At 48.5% G+C, this 20,918-nt stretch carries 11 protein-coding genes and 1 pseudogene; 7 read left to right on the forward strand and 5 right to left on the reverse strand.

Annotated elements, in window-relative coordinates:
• Window positions 1-3: 3 nt before the first annotated feature.
• From KBW69_RS09615 to KBW69_RS09625, 3 genes are all read right to left on the reverse strand, one after another.
• Window positions 4-669, reverse strand: coding sequence for a 2OG-Fe dioxygenase family protein (locus tag KBW69_RS09615; RefSeq protein ID WP_257276148.1), 666 nt, complete (start codon window positions 667-669; stop codon window positions 4-6).
• A gap of 173 nt (window positions 670-842) precedes the next feature.
• Window positions 843-1,493 (reverse strand): fumarylacetoacetate hydrolase family protein, encoded by a 651-nt coding sequence (locus KBW69_RS09620; protein ID WP_257252554.1) that lies wholly within the window; start codon window positions 1,491-1,493, stop codon window positions 843-845.
• 327 nt (window positions 1,494-1,820) lie between these two features.
• Complete coding sequence (locus KBW69_RS09625; protein WP_257280712.1) at window positions 1,821-7,733, reverse strand: transporter substrate-binding domain-containing protein; 5,913 nt, start codon at window positions 7,731-7,733, stop codon at window positions 1,821-1,823.
• Between the two features lie 137 nt (window positions 7,734-7,870).
• On the opposite strand from KBW69_RS09625, the gene KBW69_RS09630 reads away from it, so the two are divergent.
• The 7 genes and pseudogenes from KBW69_RS09630 to KBW69_RS09660 all read left to right on the forward strand — a co-directional run bounded on the left by KBW69_RS09630 (window position 7,871) and on the right by KBW69_RS09660 (window position 19,116).
• Complete coding sequence (locus KBW69_RS09630) at window positions 7,871-8,155, forward strand: hypothetical protein (protein ID WP_257276146.1); 285 nt, start codon at window positions 7,871-7,873, stop codon at window positions 8,153-8,155.
• A gap of 144 nt (window positions 8,156-8,299) precedes the next feature.
• Window positions 8,300-11,629, forward strand: coding sequence for an exodeoxyribonuclease V subunit gamma (gene recC / locus KBW69_RS09635; RefSeq protein WP_257276145.1), 3,330 nt, complete (start codon window positions 8,300-8,302; stop codon window positions 11,627-11,629).
• Complete coding sequence (gene recB, locus KBW69_RS09640) at window positions 11,626-15,387, forward strand: exodeoxyribonuclease V subunit beta (RefSeq protein ID WP_257280713.1); 3,762 nt, start codon at window positions 11,626-11,628, stop codon at window positions 15,385-15,387. The genes recC and recB overlap by 4 nt, the downstream gene beginning before the upstream one ends.
• Window positions 15,384-17,462 (forward strand): exodeoxyribonuclease V subunit alpha, encoded by a 2,079-nt coding sequence (gene recD / locus KBW69_RS09645; protein WP_257280714.1) that lies wholly within the window; start codon window positions 15,384-15,386, stop codon window positions 17,460-17,462. The genes recB and recD overlap by 4 nt, the downstream gene beginning before the upstream one ends.
• A 10-nt stretch (window positions 17,463-17,472) precedes the next feature.
• Window positions 17,473-18,486, forward strand: a complete 1,014-nt coding sequence (gene ansA / locus KBW69_RS09650; RefSeq protein WP_257276142.1) for an asparaginase — start codon at window positions 17,473-17,475, stop codon at window positions 18,484-18,486.
• 133 nt (window positions 18,487-18,619) lie between these two features.
• Window positions 18,620-18,871, forward strand: a complete 252-nt coding sequence (locus KBW69_RS09655) for a type II toxin-antitoxin system Phd/YefM family antitoxin (protein ID WP_257276141.1) — start codon at window positions 18,620-18,622, stop codon at window positions 18,869-18,871.
• Window positions 18,868-19,116, forward strand: a pseudogene (locus KBW69_RS09660) (Txe/YoeB family addiction module toxin). The gene KBW69_RS09655 and the pseudogene KBW69_RS09660 overlap by 4 nt, the downstream one beginning before the upstream one ends.
• Before the next feature lie 19 nt (window positions 19,117-19,135).
• Here KBW69_RS09660 and ung read toward each other — a convergent pair.
• Window positions 19,136-19,819 carry a uracil-DNA glycosylase gene (ung, locus tag KBW69_RS09665; protein ID WP_257254274.1) on the reverse strand — a complete coding sequence of 228 codons (684 nt, stop codon included), beginning with the start codon at window positions 19,817-19,819 and terminating at the stop codon, window positions 19,136-19,138.
• A gap of 171 nt (window positions 19,820-19,990) precedes the next feature.
• Entirely contained in the window at window positions 19,991-20,731 is a 741-nt protein-coding gene (locus tag KBW69_RS09670; RefSeq protein ID WP_257254275.1) for a TetR/AcrR family transcriptional regulator, read from the reverse strand.
• Between the last annotated feature and the right edge of the window lie 187 nt (window positions 20,732-20,918).

Below are 20,918 nucleotides of genomic sequence, written 5' to 3' on the forward strand. Positions count from 1 at the left end.
CAGCTATACGAAGTTATAGTCAATAATGAGCATGTCTCTCCAGCCTGGCTGATCTTGTAGTGCGGGAAATAGAGGGGAAACGTCATGTTTTACAACTTCATCGTTAATTATTATGCTATCGAGGAACCAGTTTAATTGTTTATGCTCGATCGGAACATTTTTATTGCTGTAAATCCCAGACACGCCTCCCAAAACATTTTTCCGTTTAATAAGATGTTGAGAAACGAAATAATGACCATCTCTGTGTATTCCTTCAGGCGTTGGCAAGCCAACCATACTTTCTTTGGTGTTCACCCGGAACTGATGAGTATTAATGATAAGTTTTCTGGTTCTATAGTCTTCTACAGGAATGATATCAAGACAATAGTTTACAAGACTATTAAGAAGGATAGAGTTGGCAAAGTTGAGGTCAACTGGAGGAAGCCTTCTGTTTAAGCCGCCATTCAAATGATTAATATTTTTTGATTGAAAGAAGTGTTGACTTTCTCTTATCCACTGTAGCTCTTTGGTTTCAAAGTTATATTCATACCGACCAAACCTACGCTGTCGATAACTACCATTATCGTTCATATATTCATCTTTAGGAAGATCATCCCAGAAGTTACAGATGCTTTCGTAGTTTATTTCTTCATCAATACCGACTCTTAAGTCATCGCCTTTGATTACCACATAACCATATTGATCGAGCGCTCTCTTTTTTTTATTTGTATGAATAAACCTTTCTTCCCCTGTATGAGATGGCTTACAGTGTCGTGTCGTGTCGTGTCGTGTCGTGTCGTTCAGATAACACTGTCTAACTCCCTATATTTAACGTTTTTTTATTGCTTGAGGTTTATAGTGTATTAAGCAATGCTAGCACTGGTTTTTAGCTCGCATCTATTTCTTACGTAAAGCTCAGCTATTAACTGGTCACCACCAGATAGGGAGCTGACACCTGCTGGAGTGCCTGTTAAAACAATATCACCCGCCTGCAAAGTAAATGCCCGGTCAATATCATAAAGTAGATCTTCAATCTTAAAAATCATCTGACCACTATTACCTCTCTGTTGCAGTTTATTGTTTTTGTATAATATCAGTTTCAGGTGATCGAGATCAGAATAGTCATCGATTTCAATAAAATCGGAAATAACTGCTGACCCCGAAAAAGCTTTTGCTCTTTCCCAAGGGTGGCCTTGCTTTTTTAATTCATTCTGGAGATCTCTCAGGGTTAAATCGAGAGCAAGACCCACCCCTCTAATGCTGTAACTTTTAGGAGCTTTCGCCTCACCGATCAAGATGGAAATTTCTAATTCATGATGGACTACCCCAAAATCTTCAGGAATGTTGAGGCTCCCTGCAAAAGGTACTACAGAAGAGAGTGGCTTTATGAACAATAATGGTGATGTTGAAATATCATTATCGAGCTCTTTAACGTGCTCCAGATAGTTTCTACCTACACAAATAATTTTACCGACTGCATAGTCAGAAGGTTTTTGACTGATAATTGGGAACATAGCTCTTTTACATCGCCGTTATTTTTACTTGTATGAAATTTGGCGAGAGCAAATATATAGATTACAAACTCGATTGTCAAATACATTACTTTTGACGTCTATATAAGCTGAATACCATTAGTTTTCAGAGGAGAACTGCTCAATGAGTAGAGAATAAAAGATTTATCAATGTCTGCAACTTGTAAATTAAATCCGCCCATTTAGAATTTAAATCCACCTAAGAGAATGATGTTTGACTGAAAGGAGGAGGATACCTGTACAGCAATGCAGGCATCCTGGTTTCAGTTTTCAGATGTTCCGATCAACCAAAGGCTGAACACTCTTTTCTCAAAGCTCTACTTCTGACTGAAAACCTTCAAGAATCTGCTCTGCTTCTTCAAAATCGTAAACTCTGATGCTTTTCTGCAGCCTGTCCAGCTTGTGTTTATCGACCTTGCCGACCAGGCCGCCCACCAGTTCAGGCAACGACTCTGAAGCAGAAACATCGCCTTCCTGAAGTTGAGTAATCATGGAACTCATCAGTAAGGACAAGCGCTCAATCTCGACCCTGCCTTCACCAACCGTTGCTTCTTCCGGGTCTTTCCCGACCAGTTGCCTGAGGCTCTCCATTACCTCTTCAAAGGCGTGTTCGAAACTTTTAAGCAGCTCTTTTGATGGCAATTCATCCCGAGTTCTCAGTGCTGCCTCCAATCGAGCCGCGGTGATATGCAAATGTTCTGCTCCAAGGCTGCCTCCAGCCCCCTTGATACCATGAACAATAAAACGGGCAGCCTGCCAATCCTGTTTATCCAGACAATCCCGGAGCTTCTGCAAGTCTTCTCCCTGATCCAGATAAAAGTTCACTAGTAACTGACGGTATAATTCGACGTTCCCTCTTACGCGGTTAAGACCATTATGAAGATGAATGCCTTTCAGTTTCTCAAGATCTTCTGCAAACTCTTTCTGCTCAGTCGCTTTAGTTACAGCAGGGCCCGATGACGCCCCTTCATCAGACACCTGGAGCCAGCGGTCTACCATTTCCTGCAACTCCACAGGGTTCAATGGTTTGGAGATATGATCATTCATACCCACCTGCAGACAACGTTCACGGTCGCCGGTCATGGCATGGGCGGTCATGGCAACAATCGGCAGATCCTTATCACCTACATTTCGACGTATGACTCTGGTTGCCTGATAACCGTTCATCCGGGGCATCTGAATATCCATAAAGACCAGATCAAAAGTGTTCGATTCAAGGATATCCACGGCCTCCTGACCATTATCTGCAAGAGTCACCGTCAGCCCCATACCTTCAAGCAACTCACGAGCTACCTGCTGGTTAATCTCATTATCTTCCACCAGCAGAATATCACCCTTGAACGTCTGCTTGCTGGCATGACTGTCGACACCCTTGCTGCCACCAACAGAGCTTTTATAATCCAGGGTGCGCAGAATGGTTTCTACCAATACGGAGCTGCTGGCCGGTTTGATCAGGAAAGCGTCCACCCTGCCAGAAGCCCTGGCCATCACTTCTTCACGGCCGTAGGCTGAAACCATGATCAATACCGGCATGGAATCAAGCTCCATGGCTCTGATCTCCTCTGCCAGTTCAATACCATCGGTCTCTGGCATTCTCCAGTCCAACAGAGTGACAGTCACAGGATTATCAGAGTCCAGATTGTGCTCTCTCAGGATATCCAAAGCGGCTGCACTGTCCTCTGCTTCCAGCGTTTCACAGCCAAAACTGTTGAGCTGGCTAATCAGTAACTTGCGGGCTTCTTCGGTGTCATCAACAACCAAGACTCGTCTGCCGACCAACGACTGGTCAGTGAGTCCAATGGACTCACCCAGACCCAGTTCCACATCAAATTGGAAGGTACTGCCCTGATCAATTTCGGACTTCACCTCAATATCACCATTCATCATATTGACCAGACTTCGACAGATGGCCAGGCCAAGACCTGTTCCACCAAACTTGCGGGTAGTCGAGCCGTCAACCTGAGAGAAAGACTCAAACAGTCGGGCCTGGTGCTCACGACTGATGCCGATACCGGTATCCTGTACTTCAAAACAGATTCTGGCAGTTTTTGAATTAATCGACAGTAGTCTTACGGTTATCCTGACGGACCCGATATGGGTAAACTTCACAGCATTGTGAATCAGGTTGATCAATACCTGTCCAAGACGAAGAGGGTCACCTTGAAGGTGGCGCGGAACATCAGGCCCGATGTCGTAGCTGAGTTCAATACCCTTCTCTTCCGCCTTTACGTTGGTGATGTCATAAACATTGTCAAAAACATCCTCCAGATTAAAATCAATGGTCTCCATATTGAGCTTTCCGGCTTCAATTCTGGAGAAATCAAGAATGTCATTAATGATACCTAACAGGGCATGGGCAGAAGACTGGATCTTAGCAACATAGTCCTGCTGCTTGTCAGACATATCGGTCTGCAACACCAGGTGACTCAGGCCAATAATGGCATTCATTGGCGTACGAATTTCATGGCTCATATTAGCCAGGAAGTTACTCTTCGCCTGGTTAGCCTGATCTGCGGCCTCTTTGGCTTTATGAAGCGTCTCCTCAGCATGCTTGCGGTCAGTGATGTCACGACCGGTAGCAGAGAGATAACCTTCACCTTCGTACTCCATATAGTTTGCCGTCACTTCAACCGGGAAAACCTTGCCATCATGGGTTTTGCGCAGGGTCTCATAAGTCATCGCCTTACGCATGGTCAGCTGGTCCCAGAGCCGCTCCCAGGAAGTCTCCGTCACCGCCGGATTGATATCCATAATACTGAGTTCCATCACCTGGTCAGGGGTATAACCCAGTGCGCGACAGGAAGACTCATTCACGTATTTGTGGCTGCCATCATGGCGGAACCAGTGAATATAATCGGCTGCCCGATCCAGGGTGAAGCGAGCCATGGACAGTTCACGCTCACGCTCTTTCTGCTCGGTGATATCCACCATGGTGCCCACGGCACGCAGTGGATGGCCCCGACTGTCCCGGAAGACGACCTTACCTTTGTTCCGAACTGTTGCGTAACTACCGTCCCTGCGTCTGATGCGGTATTCATAGACGAAGGCTTTATCCGAGTGAGCAAACTGATCGTTGAAGAAATCAACGGTAGCAATCTTGTCATCTGAGTGAATCAGGCGACGCCAACCCCCCGGAGTGTTCGCCAGCTCTCCGGCCTCATAGCCCAGCATGCGCTGATATCGAGGACTGAAATAGATACGCTCATTAGCAACATCCCAGTCCCAGAGACCATCGGAAGCGGCATCCATCGCCAGCTGATAACGCTCTTCACTGGATCTCAGGGCATCTTCGGAAAGCTGCCTTGAGCGCGCAACAGCTACCAGTTGACTGGCCCTGCGCAGGAGATCCACTTCATCACTCAACAGCTCGTCTTCGGTCTGGCGATTGAGGAATATGACCCCACCTATCTGTTCAGCGAATAACGTCATGGCAACATGAATCCCCGTTACCACGCCATCCTTACTGAGGCTCCTCAAAGATTCGCTTTTGGCTGACTGCTCACTATCAACGCTCAACTTAAGTGTTGCTATACCGTCTTCAGATGGCTGACTTCCTTGCCTGAGGGCACCCCTAAGCAGCTCATTCAATTCCCCCATTCTCAGAGACTTGTTGTCAGACCAGAAATACTCAATGGCTGAATGTCCATCCGTTCTCGAATAAACCAGGGCCGCGTCATAACTCATAAAAACGGCCAGCTTGCGGAGGAAATACTGCACTGCCTCTTCAAGCGGTTTATTAATAAACTTTCTGGAAATATCACTGAGCAGACGATCCAGATCTGAACGGGCTTTCAACTCTTCTTCGGCACGCTCCCTCTCACCGATTTCCAGAGTCAGCCTTCGATTCCAGTAAATAATCAGGATCAGCGTCACAAGGATCAGCAACAGACCGATGAACAACTCTTTATTAGGCTGCCAGCTTAATTCGGTAATAGAGACCCAGCGACTGTTGATCTCAGCCTTCTCTGCCTCAGTCAGACTGTCGACAGTTTTATGCAGAATGGAACCCAGCATGGGCCAGTCATTGCGACTGCCAAGAGCGTATTCATACTCAAAACCTGCCTCACCCACCACACGAAGATTAGTGACTTTGAGTCGATCAAGTTCAAAACTGGAAGCTGCAATGTCCGCAATTACCGCATCCAGAGCACCGCTGGAAACACGGTTAATCCCAACACTGAGACTGGCCATCGGCTTGAAATAAATGCCAGGGTGTTTGGCCCTGAAAACATCCAGAGAAGCACTACCAGGCACATAACCGACATTGCGCCCTCTAAGATCACGAATATTTTCAATGGTTTTATCCGAGGTTCTGGCCAGAATTACGGATGGCACTTTGAATAATGGGCTGGTGAAATCCAGATAGCGACTGCGCTCATCGGTCTTCTGTACCATGCCAAGCACATCGGTTTCATGACGATAGGCACGACCCAGAGATTCAGTCCAGACTTTGGATGGATTAAGACGGAATGTTAAACCCAGACGATCTTCAAGAAGACGGAGATAATCAACGGCTATGCCCTGATAATTTCCTTCCTCGTCCTGGAACAGGAACGGCGGATGATGGGCCTGCACATCAATCTGGATAATGCGATTCCTGTCCAGCCAGCGTCGCTCTGCTTCGGTCAGGTTGACCTTGGTGATACCCTTGCCAAAATACCGGTTATCACTGTTTACAATCCAGCGTTCTTCAATCTCCTCGTACTCTTCAGGCGAGATATCTCCCAGCCCCCTGTTAACCAGAGTAATCAGATCGTCACTTCTATCTGCGGCTACCCCGGCACCAATGGCCTCATTCATATTGAAGTATTTGCTGCTGCTGAGCTCACCGATCAGCCCCAGAGCTCCCAGGGCAGACTCAACCACCACAGGCACCCCCAAGAAAGCATCGATATCACCCCTGAACAGACTCTGAATCAACTCAATGATATTGTCACGAGTGACCAGCATGACCCCCGGAAGCCATTTGTTGACAAACTCTTCATGACTGGAGTCTGTCACCACGCCCAGCCTTCTGCCATCCAGATCAGGCCCCAGGTCATTGACCGACTGGTTACTGCGATAATAAATTCGTGAACTGATGGCATAAAACGGATTGGACATTTGCATCCACTCACTGCGAGCCCTGGAGGGAGAAATACTCCCGAGAACATCTACCTTGCCACTCTTGAGCGCCTGAGTAATCTCGGTTTGCTCCCCCATTCTGAAGCGAACAGGCGTAGAAGTTTTTTCAGACCACTTCTGCCAGATGTCTACATACATACCGGCCGGTTTACCCAGCGCGTTGACAAAAGACAGCGGGGCCGAGGCCGTTTCCAGAGCGATAACCAGTTTTCCTGAAGTTTGGTCATCATGACCAAGCCAGCGTCCGAATACCAGACTCTTGCGATCTTGCGGTATCATTTCCATACCGCTCTCAATGATAGAGCCCAGGGCAGAACGCCTGCTACTGATTCCAGCTACGAGTGAAACAGTACTGTCCAAAGGGGATTCATAGGACGAGTACTCAGAGCTAACCCCCCGACTTTCAAGATAATACCCCAATACATCCGCATTACCGGCAAACAGCGCCACCTTCTTTGCGGCAATATCATCAACCATCAAGTGCTGATTGTTGAACTCTTTCAGACTGGCATCAGGAAACCGTTCAATAATTTTTTCCTTCAGAGGGTCCTTGTCCAAAATCGCAATCTGATACTCTGACAACAACGTCTCAATGGGCCTTGGGGTAATATCATTGCGGATAAACAAAGCCCTGCTACTCTGGAAGATCTCACGGGTCAGAATGCCTTTCTCAGTCACTTCATCCGCCGTCCCAAGCAATGCAATCACATCAATCTCATTGTTTTTAAGTCGATCAATCGCTTGTTGACGAGCCATGGGATAGAACTTGACGGGCACCCCCACCTGTTCAGACCATTCCCGCCAGAGATCGAGTATCAGACCGTCGGGCTCACCGGCATCATTAGTGAAAGCCCAGGGCAGGGAGTGCTGCGTATAAGCAATTTTCAACGGCTTGAAATAGCTGGTATCCGTCTTAGGCCTGTTTTCCTCAGCATGAGCTGATAACGACAAAACACAGAAAAAAAGCAGGCTTATGAGGTAAAAAATCAGGCCACGTTTTCTTTTTATTGTGAAAACAGACTCATCACCGAAGGCTTCCAGACTGGCAATCGGTTCAGAACTGTGTTCACGCTCAAGGATTTTTAGAGCGTATGACATAAGGGCTCGTTCTGGGTCTATATAGGACTTAGCACGAGCATTTTACCTGGAATCACCTGCCATGCCACTGAGTGAAGTACGCAATTTCACACACAAGAACCTAGAATGAGAAGAGGAACACCTACTCCGGATGAATCATGGATATTGAAAAACGATCCCAGCAAAGCCTTGATGAGAGCAAGAGCTGCATTCTTGAAGCTCAGAACCTGATGGACAAAATGGCCGCCCTACGGGGAAAGCTGAACATTAAGGAAGGTGCAGGTCGTCGCTACCTTCAGAAAATCAAGCCCGACGAAGCCAGTCTGAAAACGGCCGAGAAGGAAATTGCCAACCAATACACGGGAAAAAGCAGCAACCCGAAACAGAAGAAAAAGAGGCATAAGAACCTGATGAATGCCCTGCACAGACATGGCAGAGCCTGACACAGAACATTGACAGATCGCCAGAACCACCTGAAATTGTTGGATTTTTATCTCGAAACCTCTTTACCCCTCCATTTATGTTGACATAGCCCGCCAGAACATGAAGAGTTAGAACCATCATTGATACAGGCTGATTCTCCTCTCGTGTTCACCATTTATCACTCTAACCAGCTTGACCTGCTCAAAGACCTGCTGATTGACCTGATACAGCGGGAGCCACTTCCTAACCCGCTGGAAGATGAACAGATTCTTGTTCAGAGCCCCGGCATGGCTCAGTGGCTGCGGCAGGAGCTGGCACAGTCCATGGGCATTGCGGCATCGCTCAACTTTCCACTGCCAGCCAGTTTTCTCTGGGACATGTTCGTCAAGGTGTTGCCGGATGTCCCTAAACGTTCAGCCTTTAACAAGGAAGCCATGACCTGGAAGCTGATGTCATTGCTGCCCAATATGCTGGATGAAGAGGCCTTCAAGTCTCTTAGACACTATTTGGCTGATGATAACGACACCGTGCGCTGTTACCAGCTGGCCGGCAAGGTCGCTGATATTTTTGACCAATACCTGGTTTATCGTCCGGAATGGATTGCCGATTGGGAACAGGGAAAGGATGAGACAGCAAGAGATCAGCTCTGGCAGCCTGTGCTCTGGCGGGCGCTAGTCTCCAGAACATCCGAAGCCGGCCAGCCTCACTGGCACCGGGCCAATATGCATCACCGTTTTCTGAGTGCATTGGAGAATAACTCTCATCAACAACCTCTTGATAAACGGTCGTTGCCCCGCAGATTGTTTGTTTTTGGGATTTCTGCACTCCCCCCGCATTTTGTGAGAACCCTGAAAGCACTGGGTCAGCAAACCGATGTCCATCTAATGGTCTGCAACCCCTGCCAATACTATTGGGGAGACGAGAAAGACCCTAAATATCTGGCTAAACTGGCTGCACGGCTCTTTAATAAACACGCCAGCCAGTCGACGACTCAAGCCGGTGATGGCTCCTCACAACAGACCGACCTTTTCGAGTCTCTGGTTGATGAGCAAAGTAACGCTCTGTTAGCCTCAATGGGTAAGCTGGGCAGAGATTATATGCACCAGCTACATGATTTGGATGCCACAGAAATCACTGCCTTTGTGGATGGTCAGGAAGACTCCCTGCTGCACCGGATTCAAAAAGATATCCTGAATCTGACCGACAGAAGTATGGAAAGTCCGGTCACTATTGCCTCTGACGATCCATCTCTGGTTTTCCATGACTGCCACAGCGCGCTCAGAGAATTGGAAGTTCTGCATGACCAACTACTCAGACTGTTTGAGCTGAATCCTGATCTCACGCCCAGAGATGTTGTTGTCATGCTGCCTGACGTCGATCAGTACAGCCCATGGATTCGGGCTGTTTTTGGTGGCCTGCCGGAACATCACAACGATCCACGATACATCCCCTTTGCTATTTCAGATCGAAGTGCCCGTCAGGAATTTCCTCTACTGAAAGGCTTGCTGGAACTGCTTGATTTGGACAATCAACGCTGTAGTGCTCAGGACATGCTGGAACTGTTGGAAATTCCAGCTATTCAGAGACGCTTCCAGATTGATGAAAAGGGCTTTGAACTCCTGCGCCGATGGATCAATGAGTCAGGCATTCGCTGGGGATTAAGCCCTGAACACCAGAGTGGCTTTGGCGTCCCCCCAAGAGAGAGCAACTCCTGGCTCTTTGGCCTTAAGCGCATGCTGCTGGGTTATGCGCTTCCGGAAGATTCCGGTCTTTTCTCGGGTATACTACCAATGGATTCCTCTCAGGGAATGAATGCGGTTCTGAGCGGTCAACTGGCGGCCTTTGTTGAAGCAGCCTCTGAACTCATTCTGCAACTCAACCAATCCCGATCCATTGAAAGCTGGACTCTCTTTATCAACCAGATACTCGAAAACTTCTTTGCAACCGACGAAGAAGATGAGTACGCACTGAAACTGGTCAGAAGCTCACTGGAACACCTGACAGAGCAAGTTCGTGATGCAGGCTATACCAACCGACTATCGCGACCCGTTTTGCTGGATTACCTGACAGAACGGCTCACCAGTGAAAGGAGCAGCCAGAAATTCCTTTCAGGCCGCGTCAATTTCTGCACACTGATGCCCATGCGCTCCATTCCTTTCAAGGTAGTCTGTCTCTTGGGCATGAATGACGGTGCTTATCCGAGAAGTATACCTCCTGCCGGTTTTGACTTGATGACAGAAACCCCTCGGCGGGGTGACCGCTCTCGCCGTGAAGACGACCGCTATCTGTTTCTGGAAGCTTTGCTGTCTGCACGCCAGACGTTCTACATCAGTTACACCGGTCGAAATATCAAGGACAACAGTGAACGTATACCCTCGGTGCTGGTGACGGAACTGCAGGAATATTGCAGTCAGTTTTTCCCTGATAGTAAAGCTTTTCAGAACCTGATCACAGAACACCGATTGCAACCATTCAGTCAGGAAAACTTCACTCCGGACACTGGCCTCTTCAGTTACGCAAAAGAATGGCTTCCGGCAGCCAGTAATCCCACTGAATCATCAGCACCTTTTCTGACTTCATCGCTAAAATCCCGTGAATTACCAGAAGAACTGGAAGTTCCGGAATTATTGAGATTCTTTCGTAATCCCAGTCAATATTTCTGCAACCGGAGATTAAAGGTCTTCTTCGAACAGGAAGAAACCTTGTTAGCCGACACTGAACCTTTTGCTCTGGACGCACTGGACACATACTGGCTCAAATCATCCATACTGGAAGCCTTACTCACAGAGAGCAGCCTGGACAGCCTCCGGGAAAAATTAAACGCCACTGGTACACTACCCCATGGCGCCTTCGGTGAACTGCTGCTGGAAGACCAACAGAATAGTGTCTCTCCTCTCGTGGAAAAGCTAAGGGATGCCATTCTTAAACCCCTGGATGATGTTGAGGTCAATCTCTCAGTCGCCGGTATCAAGGTCACTGGTTGGCTGAAACAACATTACTCATTTGCAGGTCAGAATTCCGGGCTGCTGCGCTACCGGGCTGCCAGACTGAAAGCAAAAGACAAGCTATTCGTCTGGATAGAACATCTCCTGTATTGCACCTCTCAGGAAAATTCGGGAGCAACTGGCCATACCCGGCTGATAGGCCTGGACGAAGAGATAGTGTTTACTGTCATCCCTGCACAACAGGCCAGAGCTTACCTTAACGATCTGGTATCGCTTTACCTCAGGGGACAAACTCGACCTGTTCCTTTCTTTCCTGCGACCTCACAGGCGTGGCTGGAGAAAATGGATGAGGAGGAAAAAGCACGCAAAGCGGCCGAGACAGCCTTTTATGGTGGTTTCATGGTTCACGGGGAAATTGAGAATGCTTACATACAACGAACGTTTCCTGAGCTAGAACCCATCTTTGACGAATTTACCGACCTGAGCCGTCTTATTCTCGGGCCCATGACTGACACGATCGAAGTGGTTTCAGAGGGAAGCCGAAAATGACTGCAACCACTCATGTGCCTTTAATGGAGCAACACCCCATAACAAAAATAGCCAACCAACCAATGCAGCTGGAAGCACGAACCTTCCCCCTGCACGGAAACCGTTTGATCGAAGCCAGCGCCGGAACAGGCAAAACCTATACGATTGCCAACCTTTTTCTCAGGCTGGTCCTTGGGCACGGGCCCGAGCACGATCAGAAAAAGTCAGCCCACTGCAAACCTCTGACAGTTGACCAGATTTTGGTAGTCACCTTCACCGAGGCAGCCACTGGGGAACTGAGAGATCGTATTCGCGCCCGACTACATCAGGCCAGAGAGGCGTTTGAAAAGAGTCTGACGGATGATGACTTCATAGCAACACTGATGAACGACCTTGATCATCATACAGAAAGAGCTCGACTGCTGCTGGCCGCAGAACGTCAGATGGATGAGGCAGCCGTATTCACCATACACGGCTTCTGTCAGAGAATGCTGAGACAGCATGCCTTCGAAAGTGGCACGCTATTTTCCAATGAACTGATTACCGACGAATCTCACTTGCTGGAGCAGTCAGCCGCAGACTTCTGGCGTACCGAACTTTACCCATTAAATAAACCCTTGGTACGACTGGCCCGATCTGTCTGGAAAACCCCCGGCGACCTGCTGAAAAGCCTGCGAGGGCTACTGGGCAAACCGGGGCTACAGGTTGAAACCGGCGGAATGCCTGACACCCTTGAACGCTTCAACCGTCAGTACGTTGAACCCGCTCTGACCATCAGAAACCTTTGGCGTGACAACCGCCACGACATCGAAGATCAACTGCTGTCCTGTGGCCTTAAAAAAAACAGCAAACCTTTCAAGCGAGTAGCCAAAATGGCAACGTTTGCCAACAGCGATGCTCTCTTTCCGGACCTTGGCAAGAACGAGAGCTGGGAAATCTATGGCAGGGAGATTCTGGAAAACGCCCTTGCCAAAAACGGCAAATTGCCTACGCACAGGGTTTTTGCTCTCATCGAAGACTTGCTGAATCAACCCGCCAGTATTCAGGATGCTTTCAAAAGCATGATGCTCGCCAGAGCTCTGTCGAGCATTCAGCAGAGAAGCCTCTCGATTAAAGACCAGAAGCATCAGATGTCGTTTAACGACCTTCTGACTCGTCTCCATCAAGCACTTCATGAAAATCATGGCGAACAGCTGGCCACCAAACTGCGAGTCCAGTTTCCGGTCGCCATGATTGATGAGTTTCAGGATACCGACCCACTGCAGTACGCCATTTTCAGCCGGATCTATCCCAGTCACTCAAGCTCCAGCCGTAGTGCCGGACTGTTTATGATCGGCGACCCAAAACAGGCTATCTATGCGTTCAGGGGAGCCGACATCTTTACATATATGCAGGCCAGAAATCAGGTCTCGGCTCATTACTCTCTGGATACCAACTGGCGCTCCGGCAGCAACATGGTGGACAGTGTCAATCGGGTCTTTGAAATGAGCCTTCACACCCCAAAAGACAACGACGGTCGTCCTCCTTTTATCTACAAAGACATTCCATTTTTATCTGTTAAACCTTCACCAAAAGCTGATAAGCAGCGTCTTTTGGAAGCAAACACTGAGGTTCCGGCTCTTACCATCTGGTGGCAGGACAATGAAGGCACCGCAGTGGGCAAAACAGAGTATGAACAGACAATGACCCTGGCGACAGCCAGTGAAGTCAACCGACTACTGAGCCAGGCTCAGGCTGCCATTCATTCAGACGAAAATCAACAGCCTCTGAAACCCGGGGATATTGCCATACTGGTGAGAACTGGCCGACAGGGCCTGATGATCAGGGAAGCCCTGGCAAAACAGGGAATTCCCAGTGTTTATCTGAGCAGCAGTGATTCCGTATTTGCTTCGAACGAGGCGGTTGATGTGCTAAGAATTCTTACCGCCTGCCTCAACCCGGGCCACGATAGAACCTTGAGATCGGCTCTGGCCACGCCACTGTTGGATCTGACAGCTGAGACTCTGGATGCACTGAACGACGATGAGCTTGCCTGGGAACGCGCCGTTGAAGAGTTTTCAGATTACCATCAGATCTGGATGAAACAGGGCGTTCTGCCAATGCTCAGAGTACTGGTGCAAAAGCGTAAACTGGCAGAGCAACTGTTAGCAAAAGATAATGGCGAGAGGCGTCTGACAAACCTGTTGCATGTGGGTGAACTGCTGGCTGCAGCCAGTCTTGAGCTGGAGAGTCCCCACGCTCTGCAGCGATGGCTGTCTGAACACATCAGCAAACCGGATACCAATGCCGATGAGCAGCAACTGCACCTTGAGAGCGAACGCAACCGGGTACAGATTGTCACCATCCATAAATCCAAGGGCCTGGAATACCCTGTCGTGTTTTTGCCCTATATCTGCAGTTTTAGAGAAGCGGAAGAACCGGTTTATCATGACAGCCAGCACACCACGTTGGACCTGTCTGGTGATGATCAGGCTCTGATCAAAGCCGACAAAGAAAGACTGGCTGAAGACATTCGACTACTTTACGTAGCACTGACTCGTTCAATCTATCGTTGCTATATGGGCATGGCTCCCGTCAAAAGTGGTTCTGGACGAAAAGGTGACCTGACTGATCTGCACAGAACGGCCATTGGCTGGTTGCTGAACGGCCCTGAGGTACTTGATTATGCGACGCTTGAGCAACAATTGAAACATCTGGCGCAAAGGCACCCTGCCATTAATTTCCAGCCCGTTGAAGAGCTTCAACTCCCAGTCTACCGGAGCGAATCTGAAGAAAGCCTTCATCTTGTCGCGGCAGAGTTCCGAGGTGAGATCCAGAAAGACTGGTGGGTAACCAGCTACTCTGCATTGTCCAGAACCTCACACTCTCATAAGAAAGTGCAGAGGCACCAGGCAGTTCAAGCGCCTGATGCCTCAATGGAAACAGCCGGTCTTGATATCGAAGTGATGAGTGAGACAGAAGAATCTGTTAATAGTGAACTGCAATCGGAAGCAGAAAGATTGGATATTTTCACTTTCCCGAAAGGCGCCCGACCCGGAACCTTTCTGCACGCACTGTTCGAAAACCTCGAAAATCTGGCAGAAGATACGTTGAACTCCCAGCCCTGCGACTTATCCAGCTACGTTCTCGAACACTTACAAACGGAAGGCTTTGATGAAAAGTGGTGCCCTACCCTCGAGAATATGTTGGATCATTGCCTGCACGCCCCATTGAACGACACTGGATTAACTTTGGGAGATATTCCTATACACGCCAAAAAAGTCGAGATGGAGTTTTACCTTCCAGTAGACAAACTCAGAGCCAGGGAATTAAACGCTATCCTGCAATCAGAAGACAAGCTGTCTGCCCAAGCGGAATTACTCGACTTTGTGACCGTGAAAGGAATGTTAAAAGGCTTTATCGATCTGACCTTTGAACATAATGGCCGCTGGTATGTTCTGGACTACAAGTCAAACTGGCTGGGAGATCAGCTCAGCGACTACACGCGGGAAAATATGCAGAACGTCATGATTGAGCACCGATATGATCTTCAGTATCAGCTTTACTCACTGGCATTGCACAGATTGCTGAGCAGCAGACTGCCAGATTATGATTTTGAACGACATTTTGGCGGTGTTTATTATCTGTTCCTCAGAGGCATCCGAAAAGATGAGCCTGACCAGCCGGGTATTTTCCATTGTCGCCCCAATAAAGCCCTGATTGAAAAACTGGATCGTCTTTTTTATGGAGATCCTGCCTCGAGTGAAGAAAGCTCCACCCGGTCCGGAGTCTCTTCATGATCAATGTCATCAAGCATCTTTACCAACAAGGCAAGATTCGCCCTCTGGATTATCAGTTTGCCCGTTTTATTCAGGAACTGGACGACACACCCTGTGTAGTACTGGTGGCAGCCCTCATCAGTCATGAGCTGGGCCGGGGCAACCTCTGTCTGGAGTTCAGCCACTTATTTAATGCCCCACTGTTCGAATTAAGTCGGACACAGAGCGACCCACTCAGAGCAATAGCGGACATTGACACTCACTCCGAAGAAACACTGATCCGTCTTTTGCTCTCAAGCCCTGTTGTCAGCAATGGTCAATCCAATACGCCTCTGATTCTGGACGGTAAACGACTCTACCTGTACCGATACTGGCAACATGAGTGCCTGGTTGCCCGGCACCTGCTCAAACTGGGAAGGCAGGCGGAAGACCTTCAGGAAACCAGAACTATCCTGGATCGACTGTTTCAGCGAAACTATTCCACTCTTCTTGAGAATCGACCCAACACGAACGATTCACAGCCCCTACAAGACTATCTGATTAAATGGCTCGATGTAGAATTTCCCGAGGCCGTTGACTGGCAGGCCGCTACCCAAACACTCCTGTCTGCGAGGCAAACTGATGACCTTAAAACTCTTGATCAACTGATACCGCAACACTGTTGCCTGAACTGGCAAAAAGTAGCAGCAGCCATGGCGGCGACTCAACCTCTGGTCATCATCAGCGGTGGACCCGGTACCGGTAAAACAACGACCGTGACAAGACTGCTGGCCATGCTGGTTGAAAAAGGTATGAAGAGTGGCAAAATACCCGACATCCGTCTGGTGGCACCCACTGGTAAAGCCTCAGCCCGACTCACTGAATCAATGGGTGGCGCTCTGCCGACTCTTCATTGCGGTGAAGAGATCCGTAATCTGATTCCAGGTCAGGCTGGCACGATTCATCGGCTATTGGGTGTCATCCCTAACCGACCAGAATTTCGCCACAATGCCAGCAACCCCCTGCATCTGGATATACTGGTGGTGGATGAAGCCTCGATGGTCGATCTGCCACTAATGCGTCAGCTGCTGGATGCACTGCCTGAACATGCCCGGATCATACTGCTGGGCGACAGGGATCAACTGGCTTCTGTTGATGCTGGCAGTGTGCTGGGTGATATTTGTTCGGCTGCTGAGGGTGGTTACACACTGGCACAGGCTGACACACTGGAACAATTAACAGGCTTTAATATGAAGTCGTTTTCAATGCGACAAATGCCCACAGCAAAACAGAACAACGCAGCAGCCTGTTTCACACAAAAAAACCTGGCCATCAACGACCGCTTCTGTCAGCTTCAGAAAAGTTACCGATTTGATGCCCGATCAGGGATAGGCACTCTGGCCAAGGCCGTCAACAAAGGCGACGCCAGACAAACAATCAGGGTATTTCAGCAAATGTTTGATGATATTGCCCTGTACCCAGTGGACGAAAATAGTTACCAGCAACTGATGTCACTCTGCGCACAAGGCTATACCCCCTATCTTCAGGCCATTCATGATCAGCAAGATGAAAAGACGGTTTTGAGGGCCTTTAACCATTTTCGCCTGCTCTGTTCATTGCGGGAAGGACGCTGGGGGGTTGAAGGACTGAATGATGGCATTCGTTCTGCTCTGGCAAGAAGAAACCTGATTCCATCGGAGGGCTTATGGTATCCGGGCCGCCCGGTTTTGATTACCCGCAACGCTCATGACCTTGGCCTGTACAACGGTGATATTGGTATTGCTATGCCTGATCGCAACAACCGTCTGAAAGTGGTCTTTGAATTAGCCGACGGAAGCCTCAAGTACCTTCTGCCCAGTCGCTTGCCAGAACACCAGACCGTTTTTGCTATGACGATACACAAAAGTCAGGGGTCAGAATTCCCCCACACTGTCATGGCACTTCCAGAGCAGATGACACCGGTGCTTACCCGGGAATTGCTTTACACCGGCATCACCCGGGCCAAGACTAGGCTGGACCTGTTTGCACTGCCGCAGATTCTGGTTAAAGCCATTCAACAGAAAACCCTGCGTTCGTCAGGATTGAAAGACCGACTCATTAACCACTACAGCTACTGAAATTGCTGATATGACCAAAAAAATCTACGTTATTTATACCGGTGGCACCATTGGCATGAAACCCACTGATTCGGGTTATGCCCCCTCTGGTAATATGCAGGCGCTTCTGGACGAAAAGCTACCTCTCCACACCCGCCGGGGCCTTCCGGACTTTGAACTGGTAGAATATGAGGAACTGATCGATTCCAGTAATATCCGCCCACAAAACTGGCAGCAGATAGCAACGGATATTGCCGATCACTATGAAGACTACGATGGTTTTGTAGTTCTGCACGGTACTGACACCATGGCATACTCCAGTTCAATGATGTCATTTATGCTTCGCAATCTCGGTAAACCGGTTATCTTCACTGGCTCCCAGATCCCACTGTGTGAACCTCGAAGTGATGGTCTGGAAAACTTTGTTGGTGCCCTGAGTATTGCCACTGATGAACGCATCAACGAGGTGTGTCTGTACTTTAACGGACGTTTAATGCGCGGCAACCGGGCTCGTAAGCAAAATGCCTATCTGTTTGATGCCTTTGACTCCCCTAACTTCCCATGGCTGGGGCGTGCTGATATCAACATCGAGCTCAATGACCTGCTGTTATTGAAACCTGAAAACAAGCCAGAATTTCATCTTGAATGCTCTGAAGATACCCTGGTCGGTATTGTGCAACTCTTTCCCGGTATCACTGCCCAGTGGCTGGAAACAGTCCTGAACCAACCTCAAAAAGCCTTTATCATGAGGACTTATGGCACGGGAAATGGCCCTGACGGCGACCCGGTACTGCTGGACACTTTGAAAAAGGCGACAGATGCCGGCAAGATCATTGTAAACCTGACCCAATGTCACAGAGGCTCTGTTCATCAAGGCAGTTATGCTGCAGGCTCGGCGCTCGCCAAAGCGGGGGTTATAGGGGGTCTGGATACGACGACAGAAGCCATGTTCTGCAAGCTTCATCATTTATTGTCAAAGGGTCACTCAACCCGGGAGATCAGAGAGCTGATCGGACAGAATATTTCTGGTGAGCTGACGATCTGAAGAAACGACGGGGACTTTCAAATACTCATTCAGCCTTTTATCTGCCGTAAGCGAAGCGAATCGGCTGGATAAATTCGTTAAGTTGCACTAAAAAACTTTACAGAATAATGAAGATGTACAGAAGAGGAAAGCTATGGATACGATTAGTTATACATCAGCAAGAAATAATCTGGCAAAAACCATGCAACAAGTGTGTTTTGACCATGGTCCGGTAGTGATTACCAGAAAAGGTGAACAACCAGTCGTTATGATGTCAATGAGCGACTATCAATCGCTGCAAGAGACAGCATATTTACTGCGAAGTCCAAAAAATGCTCGTCGTTTGTTTGAGTCTATAGCTGAGTTAGAAAATAGAACAGGTACTGAACGAGAGCTGATGGAATGAAGCTGACTGTCTCAGAGTGAGCTTGGGACGATTACCTTTACTGGCAAAAAACAGATAAACGGGTCAACTCATTAATTAAAGAAATTAAGAGAACGTTCTATGAAGGAACCGAAAAGCCAGAGCCATTGAAACAGGGTTTATCAGGTTATTGGTCAAGACGCTTAAATAATGAATACCGGATTGTATATAAATTTGAAGACATCTCCATTTTGATAGCTAATCTGCGCTATCACTATAGAGTTTGATTTAGCAACATAACCCGTTTTAAATAGCTGGCAGCTGCCAGTCAATGGGCTGCAAACCTCTAGAGGCCAGATAATCGTTGGTCTGGGAAAAAGGCCGACTGCCAAAGAAGCCCCGGTTTGCCGACAGAGGCGAAGGGTGCACAGCCTGCAATACCAGATGTTTGCTACGGTCAATGAATTGCCCCTTGCGCTGGGCATAACTGCCCCAGAGGATAAACACCAGCCCTTCCCTTTTATTGTTCAGCTCAGCAATCACTTTGTCAGTAAACTGCTCCCAACCTCGCTTCTGATGAGAAGCGGCCTGCTTGTGCTCAACGGTCAAGACGCTGTTGAGCAGCAAAACGCCCTGTTCAGCCCAGTGTTCAAGACAACCATGGCGGGCGGGAGGAATCCCAAGATCACTTTGCAGCTCTTTATACATGTTGACCAGTGACGGAGGAATCCGAACATCGGGACGCACCGAGAAACAGAGCCCATGGGCCTGACCCGGACCGTGATAGGGATCTTGCCCAAGGATCACTACCTTGACCTGCTCAAAAGGCGTCAGATCCATCGCCCGAAAATATTCACTGCCTTTTGGGTAAATCGTTTTGCCAGCGGCCTTTTCAGTCAGCAGAAAACTACGCAGAACTTGCATATACTCCTTGTTAAACTCATTCTGCAAATGAGTCTTCCAGGACGGCTCGAGCCTGATTTCCTGCATAGGATTCCCTCTGTTCCAAAGGTTTAAGATAAGAACCGGATGACAATCGGGCCATTATACACAAATGGATAATACCGAGCTGGCTCACGAAAAAAAACATCGTACACCAATAGAAGAGAGGTGTACGTTATCTCTGTTCTTACTTCCTGTAGAATGGCCGTTGATAGTCAGTCAGTGACCATTGCTGAACATCAAAACGATCTGGCGATGCAGTCTTTCTCTGATCGGTGCCATATCCAGCCTACCTTCCTGCAAGAGCCCCTCATATTCAACCTGCGCAATGAAAGAGGCAAAAAGTTGAGCATCGGTTTCTGGTTGTGAGGAGCCTGTGCGCCTGAAGAGTGAGACCAGACTGTTCAACAGGTAGGTCTGATGTTTAAACGCGATGGGACGCAGAGTTTCATTCCTCAGACACTCCAGCTGGAAAGCCCGTTCTGCAATCAGATAATCACGGTGCTCAGTCAGCTGGTTGCCAACATAATCAACCGCCAGATTGAGCATCTGATCGACAAACTGAGCTCTGGCATCATTGGTGCCATCGAGCAGGGAGAGCGCCTTTTGCAGTTGATCGTCTGACTCTTCCCAGAATGCCTTGAAGGTTTCAGCCCCCATTTCCACAAACAGGGTAAAAGTGTCTGTAATGAGGTCGGAAATATCTTTGAAGTAATAGGTGGTTGCAGAGAGAGGTACCTGAGCTTCTTTGGCGACAGCGCGGTGCCTTACGCCACGGACTCCGTCCCTTACCACGATTCTTAGTGCTGCTTCCAAAATGGTTCGACGACGTTGCTCACTGTTGGCCCGACTGGTTTTACGTCCTTGATATTTCAGAGTTCCGTCTCCGAGAGCAGCTCCTTCATTTTGGGCCATCTGCGATAGGACGCAGTTTCTTTCGTCACTGTACGTTGCTTCCATGAGAAAATGCCTTGCAGTTGCCTGTTAGTCTTATGACGCCTGAAGCCATCTCTAAAAATAAAAGAGGAATTCCAGTTACGCCAATCTTCTTGTACTTCAGCTTGAAAACCGACGTTAGACAGTCATGCTCCAAGCTTGGTCAATGGCCGCTGAAGACTGGGCTGAAGGTTCGGCAGACAGATAGACT

It is taken from the genome of Endozoicomonas sp. ISHI1 (assembly GCF_024606225.1).
Classification (GTDB): domain Bacteria; phylum Pseudomonadota; class Gammaproteobacteria; order Pseudomonadales; family Endozoicomonadaceae; genus Endozoicomonas_A.

Excerpts from the sequence above, each read along its gene's own strand:
- ansA (WP_257276142.1), top strand. The coding sequence starts at position 17,473 with ATGACCAAAAAAATCTACGTTATTTATACCGGTGGCACCATTGGCATG.
- KBW69_RS09620 (WP_257252554.1), bottom strand. The coding sequence starts at position 1,493 with ATGTTCCCAATTATCAGTCAAAAACCTTCTGACTATGCAGTCGGTAAA.
- KBW69_RS09625 (WP_257280712.1), bottom strand. The coding sequence starts at position 7,733 with ATGTCATACGCTCTAAAAATCCTTGAGCGTGAACACAGTTCTGAACCG.
- KBW69_RS09655 (WP_257276141.1), top strand. The coding sequence starts at position 18,620 with ATGGATACGATTAGTTATACATCAGCAAGAAATAATCTGGCAAAAACC.
- KBW69_RS09670 (WP_257254275.1), bottom strand. The coding sequence starts at position 20,731 with ATGGAAGCAACGTACAGTGACGAAAGAAACTGCGTCCTATCGCAGATG.
- ung (WP_257254274.1), bottom strand. The coding sequence starts at position 19,819 with ATGCAGGAAATCAGGCTCGAGCCGTCCTGGAAGACTCATTTGCAGAAT.
- recB (WP_257280713.1), top strand. The coding sequence starts at position 11,626 with ATGACTGCAACCACTCATGTGCCTTTAATGGAGCAACACCCCATAACA.
- recD (WP_257280714.1), top strand. The coding sequence starts at position 15,384 with ATGATCAATGTCATCAAGCATCTTTACCAACAAGGCAAGATTCGCCCT.
- KBW69_RS09630 (WP_257276146.1), top strand. The coding sequence starts at position 7,871 with ATGGATATTGAAAAACGATCCCAGCAAAGCCTTGATGAGAGCAAGAGC.